Raw genomic sequence first — 20,173 nt, 5'->3', positions numbered from 1 at the left:
GTTTCGAGCTGTTCTGGCTGATCCGGCCAGTATGATGCTTCGAAGATCATCCGCCCCAGATGACCGCGTCAGGAATGACAAAACGTTCCTCACCGACGAAAACGATGCTGTTGTCGCCATCGCGCGTGACAGTCATGCCGCGTCCCTGGTCTGCCTGCGACTGATCGTAGGATACGGCAGTACCACCTTGGAAGAAAATGGTCCGGCTGCCGCCCTCTGGCCATTCGATCGTTACCGCTCCGGTCCCATTGCCTTGTCTTTTGACTCCAAAATCGCAGCTTTGATCAGGGGCATCTGCGTTGCGCACGCATTGAACCTGTCCTGTGGCGTGATAGTCGGTGCCGGGAACCAAGACGTCTTCGTTACCTGCCGGAACGGGGATCAGATCAGGAAGCTGTGTGGCTGCTCCTTCACCGCTTCCTTCAATCAGGAAATCACCCGCGACCCATCCGTCAAAACCGGGATCAGACAGCGTCGCGACGCGGCACCATCTGCGCGCTTCGGCGATGCGGCAGCCAAGGTTCCGCAGCGGTGTGCCATTGACCAAGCGGGTGACAATTCCGGCGCCTTCGGAAGGCTCTTGGCGCATGTTGAGGGTGCCTCCGCCAGTTTCCACGGCCCAATAGTCGGGCCCGCCCTGCAGCCCATCAGCAAAGTCGCCCTGAACGATCTCGCCCGTCTCTCCTGTGATCGAAACTTCAAGCGTGTAATCCGACACCTCCCCGTTTCGCGCGGCGTTTCGGTACAGATAGACCGAGACCGAGTATTCGCCTGAAAGCAGCAGAGCACCCGAAAACCGGTTCAAGTCCGGCATGAGTGGTCCGGTGAGACTGCCTACCGCAAGCGCTCGATCACCAGGGCCGCTGCCGGGTGCGTAAACATTGAAATAGGTCGCGGTGTTGTTTGATGTCAGGCTGATGTTCATCACCTGTCCGGCTTCGGCGCCAAGTTTGTAAACAACGAATTCGCGGCCGGTGATCTGCCCTTTGATCGTTGCACCTGTCGCGCCTGCCGGGAACCGGACCTGCTCTTCGCGCATGTCGTCCTGCGCTGCCACCCGGGTAACAGTCAGAACCAGAAGCAGGATAAGCGCAGAAAAGCCGAGCACCACCCATCGCAAGAAACCAGAAGAAATCCGGCGCGATTGCATGGTCAGGAAAAGATCAGTTGGTTGTGTCATGTGCAAACTCCATAGTTCCAGCGTTCTGCCCCAAAACAAGGACAAGGGTTTTGTCATTCCATTGGAATCCGGTTGTTTCTTGCAGCGCCTTCAGAAATTTGTCTTCCAACGAGTCGGGCTCACAAAGCGCCTTGGTCGACACTTTGGTCACCATCGACAATGCGTCGTCCTTTTGATCGTATTTGCCCAAAACACGGTTGCAATCTGCCTTTACGGCCAGATCACCGCCGTCCTGAAAGAAGATCGCGTAGCGTTGCGGATCCTCGACTGTCGTGGTGTGTCCACTGGCATCCGTCGCCGAAGCCCAGACCCACCGGGTTCCCGTCAAAGACTGGGCAGCATCGGCGCGCTTTTCCAGAGCCCCAGATTCGGCAAGGGCCCCAAACACAAGGCTAGAACCCAGAGCTGCGAGGTTGCGCGCCGAATTCGTCCAGATTACCAGCGATATATCCTGATCACGAAACAGGCCAATGTCGGATTCATAGCCCAAGGTCTGGCCACCATGCCCCCAGAAGCCGCCGGGCTTTTCGCCGATCCCGATGCCATATGTCATGAAACCGCCATCGGTCGGGACACCTTCCAACATTGCCGAAAGCGTCGCCGGATCGTTAAAGAGCCTACCCGCCATCAGGCCGCGTATGAACAGGTCCATGTCCTGAGCCGTCGATATGACACCACCTGCGGCCCAGGCCTGTGACATGTTCCAGTCGGTCGTATCCAAGTCGAAAGGCGGCTGATAGTAAGAGCGGGGCAAGTTGAATTCTGGCTGCGGCACCCCGTTCCAAAGAAAGCTGTTCTGCATCCCCAGCGGTTCGAATATCCGGTCGCGAAACAGATCGCCCAAAGGCTTGCCGGTGATCTTTTCAAGGATCATGCCGATCAGAATGTAGCCGGTATTGCTGTATGACCACTGGCCCTGCGCACCCGGTTCGAAATTCGGCGCCCCGTTGTCGATCACAAAGCGGATCAACTCTTCAGGTGTATAGCTTCTGGCCAGAAGATCCTGATCGGACAGCGCACCCTCCATGATACCCGGCACACCGTTCGGGGCGTTGTCGGTATAGCTGAAGATGCCCGAGGTGTGATTGGACAGTTGCCGGATCGTAATCATGTCGCCGAAAGGAAGTGCGGCGGCGACCTCTGGCAAATGCACGGCAAGAAGATCGTCAAGCGAAAGTTCACCTTCCTCGACAAGCTGCATCAGAATGGTCGCTGTTATCATCTTCGAATTGCTGCCGATCTGAAACGGCCGGCCACAGTCCAAAGGTGCATTCGTCGCGATATCTGCCGTGCCGGCGGAACGGTGGTAAGTCCAGTCTGGCGACCGGACGAACAATTCAGAGCCTGGCGCAAATCCCACTACTTCTGCTGATTCCGCGTCGCCGTCGATCACTGTCAGAAGGGTTGAATCGAGCTTGGCGGCAATTGCATCGGGAACTGCCTGATTTGTGACACAGGCGATTGGTGTTACTTGATCTGCTGCAACCGGACCGGGCGAAATAGCCAGAGTAATAAGGCAGAACAAGGCGGCGAAAGCCTTCTGGAGGGGAAAGGACACGTAAAATGGCCCGAAGCCAGGAATGCCTTTGCGGGCCGATAGTCCGCTGAAAAGATCAAGACCTGACGGCATAGGTGGCTTACAACATGGCGTCTTAAGGCGAAGAGTACCCGGATATTTCATGACAATGCCCTGCTCTTTCTGGTTGAAAAGTCACCCGCCGTACCTTCTGAAAACCCGCGCCAATCATCTACTGACCAACGCGGGTTCACGAGAAACGATATTCTACACGACGAGGTTGACGTGTTACTCTTTAAGACCGGTGGCATCACGATCACTTTGTTTTGCCACCGTATACGCCGGCCGGTAAGACAGACGATTGGAACGCTTATCGTGCCCAGCATCGTAGTCCTGGTCTTAGGCCACGCTCGAAGTCTGCCGTCTCGGCAGTGTCCGAATGTCTATGGTTTTTCCGGTAGTAATTTTCGTTTTGCGTCAACGCTTCGAAGCCTAGAACCGCCTGAACGCCGACCACGGTTTCCTCGTCCTTTTCTGCCTTCGCGAGCAATGGTCCGGTCGCCACCACGAGAGCCGCAACTGCTGAAACGGAAGTCTTTCTCATGATGTTGCAACCCTAATCTCCACGAGCTTCAGGCGGACACATCCTAAAGCAGTTTCCAACAATCGAGTTACCTTCGACAAATTATCGTTTCATATGAGATATGTGTATCGCCACCGGATTCGTCTGGCTATCCGGATTGCGAAGCCGTCATCCATTAACCGAAGCAGCAATCATTAATTTTCGGAAACGTCTTACTGAACGCCGATCTGCTTCGGACTCTGTGGCGTATCAGTGTGACTAGGGCACCAGATCAAGCCGTTTCAAGGCGGAGGAACCACTGCCGACCTGCGTTGGCAATTTAGTCCAGTCAATCGGGAAAGAGAACGCGTCACCCGTATAAGCGGTAATGTCAATTTCACCCTGTGCGGAAATTTCCAGAACCGTGATCGCATGTGCGCTTCGGGTGCTTGTGCCAAGCAATCGGCGCGGCCCACCTCCCAGACAAGCCTGACTGACAAAGACCGTTTCATCCTTCCAACCAGGATAAAACGCATGATGATGACCCGACAAGTGCAGATCAAGATCAATGGACCGGAAGATATCCTGGAGCCCCGTGTCACCAATGATTTCTGTTTCCCGCCCGATGGCGAAAGGCCAAAGTGGCAAATGACTGAAAGCGATCAGCGTCTCATCGCGCGCCGCAAGAGCGCGCAACCGCTTGGATTGCCCGCCTTGCAGTGGCCCGATGACAGTGGCATCCAAAGATACGAATGTGACATTTTTCATCCGGAATGCGTAGAAAAACGGATAGTCGGCGTCATCAATGTAATCGACCGCCGGTTTCCTTGCGCGCCATTGTTCGGCAAAGATCCGGCGTTCCCCTTCAAAGCCACCATAGGCAGAGGCGTCATGGTTACCGGGTGTGACCAACAGGGGGATGCCGGCACTGCGCAGCGGGTCGGTGACCCCGGCATGAAACGCCTGCCACATCGCCTTCACCTGTGTTTCACTTAGAACCGGTCGGCGCTGTCCTGCCACCATGTCGCCCGTGGATATCACCAGATCCGGAGCCAACTTGATGATACGTTCGACCGCGGCGTTGACGCGCGGATTGTAGTCTGTCGATCCGTAAGAGCCATTAAGGTCGGAAATGACCGCAACCCGCAAAGACTGGGCAAAGGCCGACCCGGAAATGAGCAGCAGTAAAATCGCGCTTAGAAGCGACTTAACTACCATCACAAGCGATTTCCTTTGCTTCAACACGTCCGGTTTCAAAAAACTCCTTGGGTTCGAGATCGAAGATCAACCGCCCCTGTTCGCAGTTCCCGCGCAAGATTCCGGTGGCCAGTCCGGTATTCGTCACAACCTGAGCGACTTCACGCTCGTTCAACCCAAATGACGTTGCCAACCATTGCGCGATTGGACCATAGCCCTGGAAATCCGAGTTCAACGCGATCAGCTTTCGATAGGTCGCCGCATTCAGGTGACGAAGCTTCTCAAGCATCTGTGTGCTCTTGGCGAAATTGGCATATTGCACGCGCCCGCCGGCATCATTGTCATTCAGATTGGTGCGCCTCAGCAGGATGGCATCCGCAGGTACCGATCCGTCGCCGGGTTCGTGGTGCTTTGCCTTCTTGTGCTTGAGCTTGCCACCTTCAAGCCAATAGTAGTAGGGCGTGAAATCGATATTTCCGACGCGGTCCTGCTGGCTGAAGATGAAATCCAAAAGGATGATTTCCGTAAGCTCTGTCATCCAGAAGACCATTTGTTGCGGCGTTACGGACGCACCCATATCCTTGGCGATCTGCCGGTCCTTTCGTCCCTCGCTCAGCCCATGTTCGATCGCTTCCACCAGCGCCTTATCCGAGCGCAGGGCAAGGAACGGCGGTGTTTTCTGGAAATCCTCGTTCTGTCCCTTGCCCCATCCCGAGACGCGCGTCCCGTTGATCTCGGACCCGTAGCGGTGCCCCGGGCTGCTGGTCAGCACGCCGAATATCTGGCTGCGATCCGCTGTAAACAAGTCATCGGTCGGCTGATAGCTGCGGGGGTTTTCCTCGGCGGCAACCAACGCTGCCCACCCGGCATGGTTCATGCGTCCACCGTGTTTTCCCCCGGAAAGGGATAGACCCGAACGCGCGACATCGCCCAGATGTGCTTTGGCGTCAATCGACCGCCAGACCGTGACCGGCACCTTGACCGTCATGTCGAAATAGCGCGAGAAATGGTAATACAGCAGCGGAGAGGGCGAAAACGTGCCGCTGGTCCCCTTGGCATTCATGGTCGGCTTGAACTTGGCCAGCGTATCCTTCGCCAGGCGGTCGGCGGACTTGCCCTCCTTGCAGGCATTGCGCTCGAACTCCACTCGGTTCCCGGCATAGGGTCCTTCGCTGATGTCGTGAACCATCGTTCCCGGACTGGTACTCCAGGTCTTTGGGCACAAGGCGGTATCGGCGGCATAAAGATCAATCGCACAATAGGCCGCTTCCTGTTCGAGATCGTCGTTGTCATACACACCACCCGGAACAGGCGGAATCCGGACACAGCGCTCGGTAATGCCGTTCGGACTGCCAAAGGTTGTCTCGGTACCGCGAACGGCGTCTGACGCAAGAACCGGAGCGGCAATCATGATAAGGGCCAAGGCAAGGCTAGGTTTCATCATCGCGTTCATTTCGGGCACACCGCTGCTTGCTGCGCGGCCGAGATCGTTAGCGCCGGATCAAGTTTGAACTTGTCGAACTTGCTATTGATCCAGGCATCGCAGCCCCCAGAACAGGGCGCACCATTGCGGGCCTCGTTCCAATAGGCCTTTGCCCGCGCCTCGGACCAGCCGCAGAATTGCACCAGCGCCATCGCCGAGAGCGCGCCAGAGGCATGTACGCCCCACATGCAATGCACCAGCACCGGCCCGCCGCCCCCAGTGATCCGGTCATGAACAGACTTCATGACGGCGGATGGGCGGGAAGAGCGCGCCGACTGATAGTCGAGCGTGCCGGATCCGCAGGATGTCGTGCCGTAGTCCGTGTTCTTTCCAAAATCCGCATAGTAAGCCCCGGAAAAGCCCGCCTCGCACAGTTGGGTTCGCTGCGACGAAGACAGGCCGGTTCGGGATTTGTCGCCCCCTTTGAAACCCGCACGGTAAAGGACGCCGGTCAGGACCGGCCGCACAAAGGCCAGACCTTCAGCAGGCGTCGCACCCGACCGCGCGAGCATCTGCTTCTCGGAAGGCCCCCCCGATCTGGTCGTGAAATCCTCGGCCGCCGCCTGCATCCCCACCACGGCCATGAATATTGCAGCCACAAAGCGAGCCGCTATTTGAGTTGATTTCGTCATTGTTCGGTCCTCCGTTCGAAGTATGAGAGGCGGCACCCGATGTGCGCGCCGGATTCAGTCTATTCGATAGGTCAGTAGGCGAGAGTCCTTACCGTCATCGGTGACGATAAAGATGGTCTGCCCATCAGAGCTGAGCGCTACGCCTTCGGCATTCGAGACACGACGTGGATGCCCCCGGGCCTCATCCACTAGCACCCAGCCCTGTGCCTGCATCCTGTCGATATCAAAGAAAAATAACGCCTTTCCGGTATCGCTGGTTATCCAAAGTCCCCGCCGCCTTGCGTCCCAGGCGAGGCCCGAGACATCCAGATGATCGTCTTCCGCCTTGTCCGATGCAAAACCGGCAGATCCGGTCAACGCAATGACCTGCCGCACCTGCGCAAGATCCGGCGATAGTGCAATCAAAAGTCTCGGGCGCCGTTCCTTCAAGACGTAGACGATACCGGTCTCGGGATCGACGCTGATCCCCTCCAATCCGTCCTTCGTGTCATTGGCGGAAAAATGGGGCGCGAGACCGGATGCCCCGCTCATCGACAAAAGCGAATGACGGGTCAAATGGCCAGCATTTGAAAAAGCCAGCACTTCGTTCGTGTCTTCACGCACGGCAAGAATACGTCCGCCGCCGACATCAATGGCCACCCCTTCAAGGTCCATTTCAGCATCAAGGGACGATCTCGGCTGAACATACCCCGCCTCATCTAGCTGAAAAAGCATTGCTGTATTGTCGCTTACAGCCCAGAACCCGCCGTCTAGAGCCAGACTGAGGCCCGAAACCTCGGTGAAGCCATGGCCGCGATCCGCAATCTTTTCAGAGCTTTCAAATCTTATCTGGATGCTTTCAGAGGATCCGAACGCAGAAAAACCGAACAAAATCGCGCTGAGAATTGCTGCGACCTTCACCGCAGTCCGCGTTCTGCGCGTCCAAAGCACGGTCACGGCCCCCCCTATATTCATCAATCCACATGCCAATCGGAAATTCCCGTGTCGCCTTGTTTCACCAGTTCCGCCATCTCTCGTTCAAGTGTGGAGCGTCGTTGCCCGCGCGGACCAGACACGACATAGCTTACAATCGGTTTGAACTTGCTCTTGCTCATCGACACGGTCTTGAACCCGCGTTCCGCAAGAAGTTCGCGCAGTGCTAGCATTGCATCGGGGCCGACCTGCTCTTCGGAGAACTTAACCTCAAGCTCGAAATTGACCGGGCCGCCAAATGCATAGATCACAATCCACGCGCTGGCCGATGTGATCAGGGCAACGACGGGCAGATCAAGCCCGACACAAAGCCCGATCAGTGTAACGAGAATGAGGCGCATCGTATCGGCCGCGCCGCCGTCGGACTTGAAGCGCAGCAAACCGCCAAGACCAAACAGCACAAAGCCGATCAGATAACCGTGATGCATAATCAGGAAACCTACGACCATACCGATAAGGCCATAGACGAACAGATCGCGCGGAGCATCGAAATCCGCCTTGACCCGGCGCGAGGCGAGATGCACGGGATGATAGGCGATTATGGCGGCCATCGCGGTCGTTTCGATCAGCGCCAATGCGAATTGCCAGAGCTCTTCAGGATTGAAAATCTGATTCCACCCTCGCCCGCGGACATCGATTTCCTGAAGCGCGCCCCCCGCTTCTCCAATGATCTGCGCATGAGCGGCACCTGTCGCGACACAAAGGCACGAAATGACGAGAGCTGCTAGTAATCCTTTGTAAACAGTGGGATGCGTGATCAATCTTTTGTATTCCTTCTTATCATGCCTCACGCTGGTTGGCCCTTCTGGCAGCGATATTCTAGCAAAACGTAGCGCCTCATCGGGTGTTGTGGAACCCCTCTTGCGGCAAGGGACGGCCCACGGCCACATCATCATGATGCTATCTTCATCGTCGTCCAAACCAGAGCCAACAGTATGGGCTGATGCAGCAAGTAGATGGCCAGACTATTCCGGCCGAGCCAAGAAACGGCATAAACGGGAAACCATTGCGGCCACGCGGGTTCCAACCGCCGCAAATGAATGGTCCGGGCAAAAGCAATGCCGAAGAGGAACGAGGCGAACCATGGCACCAGCGGAATGAAATCCAACGAAGCACGCACCTGTGCCCCCAAACCGGTCCACGCCAACCAGGGGGCGGTGAACACATCCCGCCCTACACTTGCATCTGCAATCAGGACCAATACCGCTGCAACAGCGGATACCCAGGCAGGCAAGAAAAGGAACGGAACACCCAAAAGGCTCGCGGCAGCAATCGCGTGTAAAATGCCAAAATAGATGAACCGCGATGGTATAGCGGCGTAAGTCACCAGAGAAATCAAGCACGCGGCACCTGCAATAAGAAGGAACCGCCGAAACCATGCTCTGCTGCGGAAACCATGCTCATTGGCCAGAACAAGGCTAATGCCAGATAAGAACAGAAAGCTCGCGGCGATGCCGCGCGCGTAAAGCGCCCAACCCCCAGTCAGGGTGGTTCCAGACGCGATCAATCCGAAAAGCTCTAAATCTCTTGCAAAGTGGAACACGACCATCTGCGACAGCGCGATTGCGCGGGCAAGGTCAAGAAGACATAACCTTCCGCTGTCGCGTCCATCGGCAAAGCACATCTCAGTACGCGCGGAGGACTGGCCAGAGATCAAGACGCGGACACCTCTTGAAGTTTTCCCACGACGCTTCCGCAATCGACCATAACACTTATGACCTTGTCCAAGTCACGGGGGCTCGAAACACTGGAAGGATCAGCCGCCGAGACCATCAAAAATCCTGTACGGCCTGAACAGTCGAAAAGAACCCCGGCGACATACCATCCTGCATCCACCGCTTTCAGCCGATCGGGCGGAAAGCGGTGGCTTCATTTGCAGTTTACAGAGTTCCTTCATTCGTCAGAGACGAGATGTCTGCCGTCGTTCCATCGCTGTAGCCGATGCAACGCCAAGGCGCCCTGTCGGGGCCAACGCCGACAATTACTTCTGTACCCGCTTGCGAGAAGCTGGAAGACAAAAGAGCCACCTCAGGGTTGTTCGTGACCTGAGTAACATCGCGGAGACAGCCCTGTTCGGCCAGACTTGGCGTGGCTGACTGCGAACCGCTTCCGGAATCTTCGACGCAAGCAACCAGCCCGGTCAGTGCCAGTCCGGCAAGTATCGGCTTTAATGATGTTTTCATGTTCTTTTTCCTCATAAATAGTCCGTTTTTCTCTGCCGTTCGAAAAGAAATGAGCGTTTGGCAAAAAGCTAGTGGGGCAGAATATTTACAGGCTAACCCGACTGCATTCAAAATGCCATGCATCGCGGCGTCAATCTATTTCAGGTAGTACAGCAGCTTGGGTTGCTTCGCTATTCATAGAAATAAAGTTGCCAGTATTTTTCCGTCTAAATGCATCAGTATATCATGAAAAACAGGAAATCGGGATGGTCACACGCGCCACGGTTTACGCAGTCAGAACAGCCAGTTACAATTGTCGCGTCCCTGGAAAGACGGAGATCGGCAATCTCACTTTCTTGCACTGTCAGTTTTCCTACCGGCGTGCACGCGTTTCGGAGGGTAATTCCCCGAAACGCTCGCCATAAACGCGCGCGAAGCGGCCAAGATGCCGGAACCCGCAGGCGAACGCCGCATCCGTCACAGATTTGCCGTCATCGGGCGCCAGCAGCATAGCACGCGCCTCATCAAGCCGGAACGAAGTCAAAACCTGCAACGGTGTCATGGACACTGCATCCTTAAAGGCTTGTTCCAGTGTTCGGTTGCTTAAACCGCAGGCTCTGGCAACTTCGGTAATCATCACGATGTCAGACAAGTTCGCCTGCATGTATTCCATCGCACGCTTAACATGCCGACCTTTGGTTGAAAGTGACGCAATCTGAGGAAGGTGGAATAGGCCTGCGTCGTCCAACAACTCGACCACTTTTTCCGAGACAAACTGGCTCCACTGCGTGTGGACCCCCGGCAAGTCCAGCCGCCGCGAACCCCGAGCAATCTCGGAATACATCGCCATACAACCATGGACTAATTCACCGGACAGTTGATGCTTCTGATGGCTAAGTGCGAAGCTAAAAGAATTCGTGCGATTTGCCTGACGAAGTGGAATGCCCATGCGCTCTGCTGCATTGGCGATTTCCGAGAAGGGGACGACTACCGGTACACCTAAGAACTCATCTCCATTCGGTGAAAAAACTTCAGTTTTGCGGCAATTAGGCGAAAACAATAGAGCACTTACGTTGGCAAGGGCTTCGTACTCCTTACGATTTGCAGAAGACCTGAGATACCCCTGAAGCGGCACCACAATGGAAACGCCGAAACTCTCTCTTACCTCAACCTCGTGACCGGTAGATCGCACTTGACCGACAACCATATTACCGATTGAGTATTTTGATATCGCCGCTTTGCCTTGTGCCTTGTCGGACAGGCGAAACACGTCCGGACTAGAAAACAGACTTTCCCTGGAATTACGGCCCGGCCGATTGTCGTAGCATGAAATACGTTTGAATTTCGACAACGTCTTTACAATCCCACGGCTTCTCAAGAAAAAGTCAAACCAACACTCGTCTTTTTCACTTTCGCTAGCTTCTCAACTTAGCTTCAAAAATCTGGAATTCCAGATCATTTACTCGTTTCAGTTGTACCACTTCACAGGAAAGCGTTGCCGCTAGGTAAAGCGCTTTGATTCGCCATTGCGTGTTAGGTGTTGCCCATTGTTGAGCCAATTGGCGCCCATCCTGAGTTGGCGTTCTCCGTGTGATGTCAAATGCCTGTCAGCAATCGCTTCCAAATCCCCCTGTGCAAGGATCAATAGTTTGATGTGCCCCCAGTTTTGTAGTCTAAACTGCAGGCCGCTCTCCGTCCCCACCACGGTTTACGCAGGTGGTCTCCGAAGTTACGGTGTATAGGTTTGAAGGACAAAGAAATTGCCATGAAACCGAAATTGTTTTCGAGACTTCTTTTGCTTGCATTTTCGGGCTTCCTGACAGCGTGTACAGAACTACGACCCGTAGATTTGCCATCGCAATCTACGAGTTCACCATCGACAACCGGCGTCTGGCCGGAACTTGACAGTATTTATGCGGGTGACTGGCAGCTGCCTTTGAATGAAGGGCGAGTAGCGCTTGAGTGGCGTCTTCGCGCGATTGATTCCGCAACGCAATCTATCGATTTGCAAAGTTTCATATGGACGTTGGACAAGTCAGGAAGCCTAATCCATGATCGACTAATTCGGGCTGCAGACCGCGGAGTGGACGTCAAAATCCTGATTGACGACTCCTTCCTTGCAGGAGCGGACCGACAAACACTCGCGCTTCACGAACATGAAAACATCCAATACCGAGTGTACAATCCGTACAAACGTCGATCCACCAATGCAATCACCAGACAAATCCTTAACCTGTCAGAGTTTCATCGCTTGGATCACAGGATGCACAACAAAACCATGGTTGTCGACAATCAGGTCGCAATTATTGGCGGTCGCAACCTTGCCGACGAATACTTTGGTATAGATCAGGATTATAATTTCCGGGATATGGAGTTGCTAATCGGCGGTCCGGTCGTTCCAGAAATATCAATGTCTTTTGACAACTACTGGAATGATCAATGGTCCTTTCCAATTGATGCCGTTAGTCACCTGAGGACACGAAACACTGCGCGAAGCGCGATCAGCCAAAGAGCACAGACCTTGTCCTCTTTCTTCCCAGTTTTGGATGATGCGCAACGGGATCAAATTTGGCGTCAGACCGTTCGGCAATCATTCCGAGGGACTACGATGCTCTACGTGGACAAACCGCCCGGTGTGGCTCCAGACGCGGCAGAGGACAGACCTGTTCAGGTCGCTGGCGAACTTGCGCAACTGATAAACAGTGCGCGTCAGGAAGTTGTGATCGTATCAGCATACTTGATTCCGACTCCGACCATCACCGCTGTCTTACGAAACGCCGCGCAACGGGGTGTAAGTGTGCGGATTCTGACAAACTCCATCAACTCAAACAATCACGTATCGGCATACGCGGCCTATCGAACTCACGTCGCAGAGCTAATGACTTTTGGTACCCAGATTCATGAATTGCGCGCAGATGGGAAGGGTAGATCACGATACATTCTGCCACCGATAAGTGAAAAGAAACTGGGCCTGCATGCCAAATACATGATTGTGGACGGCAGTCGCGTTTTTGTAGGCAGCTCTAACTTGGACCCAAGATCCTTACGGATTAACACGGAGATTGGTTTGGTCGTCGAAAGCCGTGCACTGAGCGAGAGGCTGCTGAAGCTGACCGAACCCGATTTCGCGGCGACTAGTTCTTGGCAACTAACGCTGACCTCTGAAGGTAAAATAAACTGGATCGGGGACGGCGGTATTTTGGTTTCCGAGCCGGCGAGTCACGGATTCCAAAAGATGGAGGAATGGTTTTTTGCACATCTTCCGATAGAAGCGGAACTATAGAAGCTTCATACCGAAGTGCCTTCTATTCGGTCTCGCAAGCCGAGAATAGTAGCAACGTCGGGCAAAGGTTGAAAGTTTAATCAAATGCACACATCCGGAAACTCCTTATTAGTTTAACCAGCCCGTGAACAAGTGTCGGGGAGTACATCTTCAGGTTTTTTGGAACCAATTGCGGCGATAGCTATTTGAGCGTTTTGATTCGAACCGTTTGGTCGGATTAATGAGTTCTCCGAGCTATGAATTAGCGGACTTAGGAGACTTCAATTTTCCGGCCATCACCTCGGCTGCTGCGCGCAAGGGATCGTCTGAAAGATGCGCGTATCCAATGGGAACCGAGATCCTTCGAGTTACCTCAGTTGAAGGCAGCCGGTTTACTGGGAGTTGGTTGTACTACGATGGCAAGTGGCGCGACATCACAGGTGTAACTACATCGGACAGAATAGACTTCAGTGGTGAGGGAAACGCGGCCTGGAGTTGGCTAAGAGCTGATCAAGAGGCGGCGCAGAAGAAGCTCGAGACAGCGCTTCGCCCTGCTAACTTTGAGGACTGGCTGCCAAGTACTGTTGCGAAAGAGATCTTCACTGCGCTTGGTGTCGTGAACTGGCTTCGCGACGACGCTGAGAAGTTCAGCGGTGAGCATTGCCCGGGCAGGCCGTTAAACCAGCTGTCTGTATACCGCAGAAATCAGCCTGAGCCCGATTTCCTCTGGAACTTCTCTTGGGACCTAAATCGCACGTCGCTCGTTTCTCAGTACTCTAGTGAGTTTCTTCGAGAGGGGCGGGACATCAAGACGAGCGAACGGCGCGCCCTGATAGAAAGCCGCGCTGAAGCACGAAAGGACACATATGAAAGGGATAGGCAGGCAGTCCAAACTGCTGCGCGCTCGTTTATGGACAGTGGGAAAGGAACGCTCGCCAATATCATTGCAGCTCTTGAAATTGATGAGATCGCGACCCTGGAACTTCTTGAGCGCGGTGTGCGCATCGATCTTGAACCGACCGACAACATGAGTAGCACTCAGTCGGATGGGCAGCAGCAGTATCGCGTTGCCTACACCGTTGTCTCGCCATTTGAGCAACTCGAGCGACAACTCAAGATAGACCTGGCGAACATGAATTACACGTCTTCTCTTAACCTGCTATTTGACATGTCTGCCAACCCGATTCCGAGACGATTGAATTTCACATGCACATACCCGAATTTGCGAAGCGTTCCGAAATCTAGAGAGAGTGTGAGAGCAGAAATGGTGAGCTATTCCTCTGGGCGTGATGGTTACCGCGTTTCGATGTCGTGTAGTTCCTGACATGAAGCCGATCTCCAGAACTAAGGTTAGGCTGTGTTGGCACAATGCACAATTGCGGAATTGCGCCGTGATGGATGCCCTTTTGAAACAATCGACGGGCTGATTGTTTTGTCAGCCACGGCAAAGGCAGCGCAATGTGTCGAAACTCTTCGGACCATCGCAAAGCAGGTGCGTGGCCCGGCCATCGCATTGAAGGGAACATCAGAGCAGGAAATGCTTGCCTCGGTGTTTTCTGGAGGGACGATTATCGCGGTCAGTGATCCTGCCGCGATGGTGCGCGTTTTATGCAAGCATGTCGAAAACACGTCTGGGCAAAGCTAAAGTCTGCGCCGGATACGAGCAGACCAATTCGAACCGGTCTGCTCGTGGACAGCGACACTGCCATCGCCGCTTCTGCAACGGTCGAAGTTTTATTGGATCAAAACGCCGCGATCCGCTCAATCACCCAGAAAGCGGCCAGACTGCCGATGCCATAACTTGCGGTTTTTGTCAGCGGAGCGGCCATAGTCCGGAACTTCGGATAGAGACGCTGCGCCAAGTAGCCAACAGCCAGAACCAGCACGATGAAGAGAATCTGGCCCAACTCGACCCCGATGTTGAACGCAAACAGAGCCAGAGGAACATCACCTTCCGGCAGGCCGATCTCGCGCAGCGCGCCAGCAAAGCCCAAACCGTGAATCAGACCGAATGCGAAGGACAAGACCCAGGGTATGCGTTCGGCCAGCGGGTCGCGGGCTTCTGGCGGCAAGGACAGTTCATGGGCGAGAAACAGGATAGACAGCGCGATCACCGCCTCGACGGGCGGCGGTGGAATGCTTAGCCAGCCCAGCGTGGCGGCGGCCAGAGTAATGCTGTGCGCAAGTGTGAAGGCCGTGATCGCCCACAGAAGCCGCTGCCATCCGCGGATCAGCAACAGCAGCGCAAAGACGAAAAGCAGATGATCGACGCCCTCAAGTATGTGGGTGACGCCAAGCGCGACATAGCTCGAAAGGATGTCCAGAACGCCGGGATCGTCGGGCACGGTGAAGGCTGTCTCTGCTGACGTCAATCGGTGAACCTGTGTTCGTCCCGGAGTCAACTCGTAACGCACGAGGGTTTCGGTTCGGGTGTTCTCCAGCCCGTCGATCCGGATCACACCGCCGACAAGGCCGCCGGTGCAGACGGCGACCCAGCCGGTTGTCCATGCGCGCCCATCGAAAACCGGCGGCGGCGGCGGGTCATTTGTGCAGACATCGGGCAGCCGTGGTTCAATCGGCATGGGTCGCCCGTTCACATCGGGCATTCGCCAAGTCACGCGCCACCGCTCCTGCCCCATTGCCTCGAGGTTGAGATAGCCGGGATCAAGGGCATGTGCGCGCAGGACAGCCGGGAAACAGGTGACCAAAACCGTCACCAGAATCAGCGCGAGCCGTGTCACTGGTTCAGTACCTCACCAGCATCCGGCAATGTGACCGAGTATCGGGCGAGCACGGCCTGAGTGTAGCTTTCACGCAGTGTCTTCGTCCGGTCAGCACGCCATTCGGCCTCGACCCGATTTCGGATCTCGGACAACGGCGGAAGGGTTGGGTCCGACCGGTCGGTCACGCGCACCAGATGCTGGCCATAACCGCTTGGAACCGGCCCCTGCCACGAGTTCAGCGGCAACGCGGCCAGGGTCGCGTCAAATCCCGCCCCGAAGGTCCGGTCAATGACCGGTGCGGGCGTCATCGGGAAGCTTGATGGCAGCAAGCTGGCAACCCCGAGCGTCGCGGGATCGGCACCGTTTTCCAGCAATACCCGGATCTCGGACGCAGCCCCTTCCTCGGGCAAAAGCACCTGCTCGAATGCGATGTCTGGTGGTTGCATGAACCGTTCCGGATTCGCATCGAGATAGGCTTGCAACTCTGCGTCTTCCGGCTCCAGCACGGCGGCGCCCGACTCCGACAGGAACTGCATCTTCAAGTTCAACCGTTGCCGGATCACCGCGTCCCCGCGATCCAGCCCAAGCTCCAGCGCCTCCCGGACATTGGCTTCCTCAACGGCCCAGGACTGCATCAATGCCTCCAACTCCTGCGCCGTCGGCGGACGGCGCCACGTAGCCGTAAACTGATCCACCAACCTGGCGGCCTCTGGCGCGGTCAGTACAATAGCATCGGGCGGCGGCGACGAGGGCGTGTCGTCAAGCATCGCGAAAACGACAAAGATCAGACCGCCCAGAGCGATGAAATGCACGAACGAAGATTTCAGTAAACCGTGAAACGTCACGTCTGTCATTGCGCGGTCTTTCGATATCAGAATGTCATCGTCATATTGAACCAAAGCGTATCGCTTTCAAAGCGTCTTTTGGCGTCAAATTCATGGGTATACTTCAGTTTGAAATTCGTGGATTTGCCGAACACCTTTCCCCCGCTGAAGGTTACAATCGGCCCCAGCCCGCTGACCCGCGCCTTGAGACTTTGCGCCCCCAGCGCTGCGCGGGTTGCTGCCGCGCCGCTGCCGCTGTCGTCTTCGAGTTGCTGATAGGTATAGCCCGTCAACCCGACCGCCCAACCGGACTTGAAATGCTGGAGTGCTGCAGCCTCTAACATGAACGCCGGGGCAGTCTGATAGTCGGTCGCCTTGTTGCGGGTGCTGAACAGGACGCTGGCCGCACCGGACACTTCGAACCCGGTGCCAGGATCGAAATACGTGCTTGAAATGACCGGCTGGAACGACCAGACGTTCTTGCCGTTGCTTAATGCATCAATGGTTCCGGACGAGATGTCGACTGTTGCAAGGTCGTAGTTCCCGGTCGGTACGAAGACCGACATGCCGACACTGTAATGAAACTTCTGCCGGTGCCATCCGACCATCGGCGTGACGGTGATGTCACCTATCCCCGAGGTCGTGTCCTTGATCGATGATCCCGCCAGAGGCGGGGTGATCGCGACATAGGACAGGCTGGCGTCAAGGAACGGAATGTTGAGGTTGACGGCCGGGGTTCCGCCCCAGAGCACAGAGTCGAAAACATGCGTGTAGCTGAGCTTGAGCAAATTGAGGTTCAGCTCTGTATCCGCCCGGATCGGCAGGCCACCAACCGACAGGCCTTGCACGTTGCCTTGCAGATTGATGATATCAATCCCGAAATACTGCCCAGGCCCCGGCACGATGCCGGCAAAGCTGTCGCGCGAGCCGAGTAGATAGGCGCCGACCCCGCCCTCGACCGCGGCCGCGCGGTCCGCGCAAGTAACGCTTAACAGTATCGCGGTGGCGCCAAGGCAGGTCTTGATCCCTTTGGACATGGTGTTCCTTCCGATGTTTCCCGAATGCGCTCGTGGCACATTTCGCGTGTCAGGACTTGGGCAGCAGCGGCTTCACGGTGAAACTCACCGTGTCGGATTCCGCCGCGCCCTTGTCGTAGAAATTATGTTCGTAGCTGGCGGTGAACTGGACCGGTGTGGTGCCGAAACGCGTGAGCTTGGACAGTTTGACGCCCAGCGGCCGGGATGTAAATTCTCCGGCATCCCAGTCATAGGTGAACACCATTTCGGACAGGCCGGTCGACCAGCCGTTGCCCAGCCCGATATTAAGGATTGGCTGGAAGGTGGACAGATTCACATCCGGCCTCGTGTCGTCGCCCGCAACGGTCAGGAGGTTCTGGTTGAAAGCCCCCCACAGAACCTTACCGGCCTGAGCCGAAAATCCTGCTGCCGGCCCGATCGCCCACTTTTCGGCCGACAACCCCGAGGTGCCTGTCGGAAACAAGGCCACCGCGCCGACCCCCCATCGCCCCCAGGGCGCATCGAAGGTCGTGAGGTTGAAGACGGTTATGTCAGACAGGCCATCAACACCTCCCGGACTGTCAGTGATGTAGGGCACCGTGACTCTTGCGATGTTGCTGGTGCCTGCCAGCGTGAACGGAATCGCAGCACGGAACTGCACCCGGTTCGCCGACTCGCCCGGCAGGTTGTGAAACCGGTAGCTGTAGAAATCCTGAAGCTGGAAAGACATCAGCGATGCGGTCGGATCGCTCGCCGCCTGATCAAGCGATTGCCCACTTTCCTGCGCCATCGCCGTTGAGGCAAGGAGCACGAGGTTTGCGGCGATTGCGTAGCGGATCATCGTCGTGTCCTATCTTGCGGGCGAGTACCAGATCGGCGAGCCCCAGGCGCGTTCCTGGATTGTGGCGGGCACGTCCTCCAGAAGGGAAAGATCGTTGCGCACGGCATCATATGTCGACCAGCGCGGTGTCGGGATTTCGAGGACGCGGGCATAATAGAAGGCCGTTGCCTGCGGGTCATAGTCGACATCCGTCCAGCGTCCCATCAGCACCGGCGCGCCTATCTCGTTGGTGAACATCGCCGTTTTCAGGTCCACCGTGTTGCCAACCGCCGGAAGCTTGCCGGTGGCCGGGTCGATCTCGCGGTCGCCTGACCAGACAACATCGATGATCTTCTCGTTGGCGTCGCCATATTCGTCAATCCAGCCCTTGATGATCTGGATGCGGTCAAGATTGGCGCCCATCGGGTCCTTCTCGGCATGAACGGTGAAGCTGGGTGCATCGCCCAGCGGCGGCAGGTTGCCCCCCATATGGGTACCAAGCAGATAGCCTTCGTTGGCCATTGCCACCGGATCGGTCGGCTCGGACAGGCCGACGCCGCCGAACATCCGTATCTTGATGCGGGGCCCCGAGGTTGCGAAGGTCTCGCGCCGCTTCATCGCGTCCCAGATTGCGGCGCGGGTGTTCTCGATCGCCCAGACCCCGGCAAGCGAACCGATGGACAGATCCTTGCCGTCGATCCAGCCGGCCACGCTGCCTGTGCGGCGACGCTCGACACTTCCATCCTCGGGTCCATGCGCGCCGATGAAACTGTCTTCGGCCACGGCCGACATCATCCCGTTATGATTGTCGGTCCCACCGATGAAGCCATATTTGAACGGGTTCACGCCCAGTGCGAATTCATAACCCAGCCCGTCGATCAGCCCCCCGCGCACGAAATCGCGCTGGCGGAAGATACGGCCTGAGTTCTTCTGGATCGAATCCGCGTTCTCGAACCCGGCAAACTCGTCCGCGGCCCAGAACTTGCGATGTACCTCGGAATTGCCTTTCACCTGCATCATCTCGATCAGCGGTTCGAAATGCTGGCGCGTGCGGGCATAATCTAGGTCCATTGTATCGCCAAAACTGTCGATGTCGGGGAACATCCGCCCCTTGGACGCATTGGAATTGTGGGGGATGGCAAGAAGGCGGCGACCTTCAGCTTCCTGCCCCTTCATCCACTTCCAGAGGTTTTCCTCTTCGTTGATGTCGATATAGCTCGGCACGCTGTTGGGCACGTTGTTGTCGCGGAACAGCACATTACGGTGCAGGTTTGCCCCGTTGGGCGCCGCGGACCACTCAAAGCCGATCAGCGCGGTGAAGGTGCCGGGATCATTGGCCTCTTCGGCGGCATCGACGATCACCTGCCAGGCAGATTTGGCCGTCGCCGGGCCGGCGAAAAAGGGCGGATGCTGTGGCGTGGCGGAACGGTTCGAGGAAACAACATACTTGATGAACCATTCCTGCCTATCCTCGAGGCTTTCCAACCCGCGCAGCGCGACGAGATCGGCGTTGTCATGGCCAGGGGCGTCCTCGTACATGGTCGAATACATCTCGCCCAGGTATTCCGCGTGATCTGTCACGGCGGCGAAGTCGAGCGGTCGTTTGTGCTGGGCGGTGGTGCCGTCCGGCAGGGTTACAGACTCGCCGCGGGCATAGGCCAAGCTGTCGGCCGGCATCAGCCGCGTGCCACCGATATAGGCGTCCAGCGAGAAGGCCGTGTGCAGGTGGGTTTCGCCGAAATAGGCATTACGCAACGGGTTAGGCTCGGCCTGAGTGATGATCGGGGCAAGGGCCAGAGCCACAAGCGCAGTTGCACCTTTGAA

Annotated in this window: 18 protein-coding genes; 3 read left to right on the top strand and 15 right to left on the bottom strand. The window is 56.2% G+C overall.

Translation table 11 applies throughout. From position 1 onward, the window contains the following. Window positions 1-46: 46 nt before the first annotated feature. From OLX72_RS07195 to OLX72_RS07150, 10 genes are all read right to left on the bottom strand, one after another. Window positions 47-1,180, bottom strand: coding sequence for an SH3 domain-containing protein (locus OLX72_RS07195; RefSeq protein WP_433990142.1), 1,134 nt, complete (start codon window positions 1,178-1,180; stop codon window positions 47-49). Further along, window positions 1,164-2,810, bottom strand: coding sequence for a serine hydrolase (locus tag OLX72_RS07190; protein WP_433990141.1), 1,647 nt, complete (start codon window positions 2,808-2,810; stop codon window positions 1,164-1,166). The genes OLX72_RS07195 and OLX72_RS07190 overlap by 17 nt, the downstream gene beginning before the upstream one ends. 727 nt (window positions 2,811-3,537) lie before the next feature. Next, the gene (locus tag OLX72_RS07185) at window positions 3,538-4,476 is read right to left on the bottom strand and encodes a metallophosphoesterase family protein (protein WP_433990442.1); all 939 of its coding nucleotides are present in this window, start codon (window positions 4,474-4,476) and stop codon (window positions 3,538-3,540) included. Next, a complete protein-coding gene (locus OLX72_RS07180; RefSeq protein ID WP_205389004.1) occupies window positions 4,466-5,644 on the bottom strand; it encodes a hypothetical protein in 1,179 nt (392 codons plus the stop codon). The genes OLX72_RS07185 and OLX72_RS07180 overlap by 11 nt, the downstream gene beginning before the upstream one ends. A 260-nt stretch (window positions 5,645-5,904) precedes the next feature. Beyond that, window positions 5,905-6,570, bottom strand: a complete 666-nt coding sequence (locus tag OLX72_RS07175) for a hypothetical protein (RefSeq protein WP_162798163.1) — start codon at window positions 6,568-6,570, stop codon at window positions 5,905-5,907. Between the two features lie 54 nt (window positions 6,571-6,624). Further along, entirely contained in the window at window positions 6,625-7,506 is an 882-nt protein-coding gene (locus tag OLX72_RS07170; protein WP_433990140.1) for an SdiA-regulated domain-containing protein, read from the bottom strand. Between the two features lie 17 nt (window positions 7,507-7,523). Beyond that, window positions 7,524-8,462 (bottom strand): hypothetical protein, encoded by a 939-nt coding sequence (locus OLX72_RS07165; protein ID WP_433990139.1) that lies wholly within the window; start codon window positions 8,460-8,462, stop codon window positions 7,524-7,526. Then, the gene (locus tag OLX72_RS07160) at window positions 8,435-9,166 is read right to left on the bottom strand and encodes a heparan-alpha-glucosaminide N-acetyltransferase (RefSeq protein WP_114871832.1); all 732 of its coding nucleotides are present in this window, start codon (window positions 9,164-9,166) and stop codon (window positions 8,435-8,437) included. Before OLX72_RS07160 ends, OLX72_RS07165 begins: the two co-directional genes overlap by 28 nt. A 256-nt stretch (window positions 9,167-9,422) precedes the next feature. Next, the gene (locus OLX72_RS07155) at window positions 9,423-9,740 is read right to left on the bottom strand and encodes a hypothetical protein (protein ID WP_433990138.1); all 318 of its coding nucleotides are present in this window, start codon (window positions 9,738-9,740) and stop codon (window positions 9,423-9,425) included. Window positions 9,741-10,077: 337 nt separating this feature from the next. Beyond that, window positions 10,078-11,055, bottom strand: coding sequence for a helix-turn-helix domain-containing protein (locus OLX72_RS07150; protein WP_433990137.1), 978 nt, complete (start codon window positions 11,053-11,055; stop codon window positions 10,078-10,080). Window positions 11,056-11,448: 393 nt separating this feature from the next. On the opposite strand from OLX72_RS07150, the gene OLX72_RS07145 reads away from it, so the two are divergent. The 3 genes from OLX72_RS07145 (at window position 11,449) to OLX72_RS07135 (ending at window position 14,611) form a co-directional block, all read left to right on the top strand. Continuing rightward, window positions 11,449-12,987, top strand: coding sequence for a phospholipase D-like domain-containing protein (locus tag OLX72_RS07145; protein ID WP_433990136.1), 1,539 nt, complete (start codon window positions 11,449-11,451; stop codon window positions 12,985-12,987). 220 nt (window positions 12,988-13,207) lie between these two features. After that, on the top strand, window positions 13,208-14,290 hold the full coding sequence (locus OLX72_RS07140; protein WP_433990135.1) for a hypothetical protein: 1,083 nt from the start codon (window positions 13,208-13,210) through the stop codon (window positions 14,288-14,290). 36 nt (window positions 14,291-14,326) lie between these two features. Next, window positions 14,327-14,611 carry a hypothetical protein gene (locus tag OLX72_RS07135; protein ID WP_433990134.1) on the top strand — a complete coding sequence of 95 codons (285 nt, stop codon included), beginning with the start codon at window positions 14,327-14,329 and terminating at the stop codon, window positions 14,609-14,611. Between the two features lie 97 nt (window positions 14,612-14,708). Here OLX72_RS07135 and OLX72_RS07130 read toward each other — a convergent pair whose 3' ends face one another. Genes OLX72_RS07130 through OLX72_RS07110 form a run of 5 tightly spaced genes read right to left on the bottom strand, consistent with a single transcriptional unit; the run spans window position 14,709 to window position 20,152 of the window. Further along, window positions 14,709-15,707: a HupE/UreJ family protein gene (locus tag OLX72_RS07130; RefSeq protein WP_433990133.1), complete on the bottom strand. Its 999-nt coding sequence runs from the start codon at window positions 15,705-15,707 to the stop codon at window positions 14,709-14,711. Next, complete coding sequence (locus OLX72_RS07125) at window positions 15,704-16,543, bottom strand: peptidyl-prolyl cis-trans isomerase (RefSeq protein WP_162798168.1); 840 nt, start codon at window positions 16,541-16,543, stop codon at window positions 15,704-15,706. The genes OLX72_RS07130 and OLX72_RS07125 overlap by 4 nt, the downstream gene beginning before the upstream one ends. A 17-nt stretch (window positions 16,544-16,560) precedes the next feature. Then, window positions 16,561-17,550 (bottom strand): SphA family protein, encoded by a 990-nt coding sequence (locus OLX72_RS07120; RefSeq protein ID WP_433990132.1) that lies wholly within the window; start codon window positions 17,548-17,550, stop codon window positions 16,561-16,563. A 49-nt stretch (window positions 17,551-17,599) separates the two neighbouring features. Beyond that, entirely contained in the window at window positions 17,600-18,370 is a 771-nt protein-coding gene (locus OLX72_RS07115; RefSeq protein WP_433990131.1) for a hypothetical protein, read from the bottom strand. A gap of 9 nt (window positions 18,371-18,379) precedes the next feature. Beyond that, entirely contained in the window at window positions 18,380-20,152 is a 1,773-nt protein-coding gene (locus OLX72_RS07110; protein WP_433990130.1) for a DUF3604 domain-containing protein, read from the bottom strand. Window positions 20,153-20,173 lie beyond the last annotated feature (21 nt).

This window comes from Sulfitobacter sp. TBRI5 (assembly GCF_051013555.1).
In the GTDB taxonomy this organism is placed as follows: domain Bacteria; phylum Pseudomonadota; class Alphaproteobacteria; order Rhodobacterales; family Rhodobacteraceae; genus JL08.
Note: the sequence above shows the minus strand (reverse complement) of the source record. Positions and strands in the feature narration are given on the sequence as shown.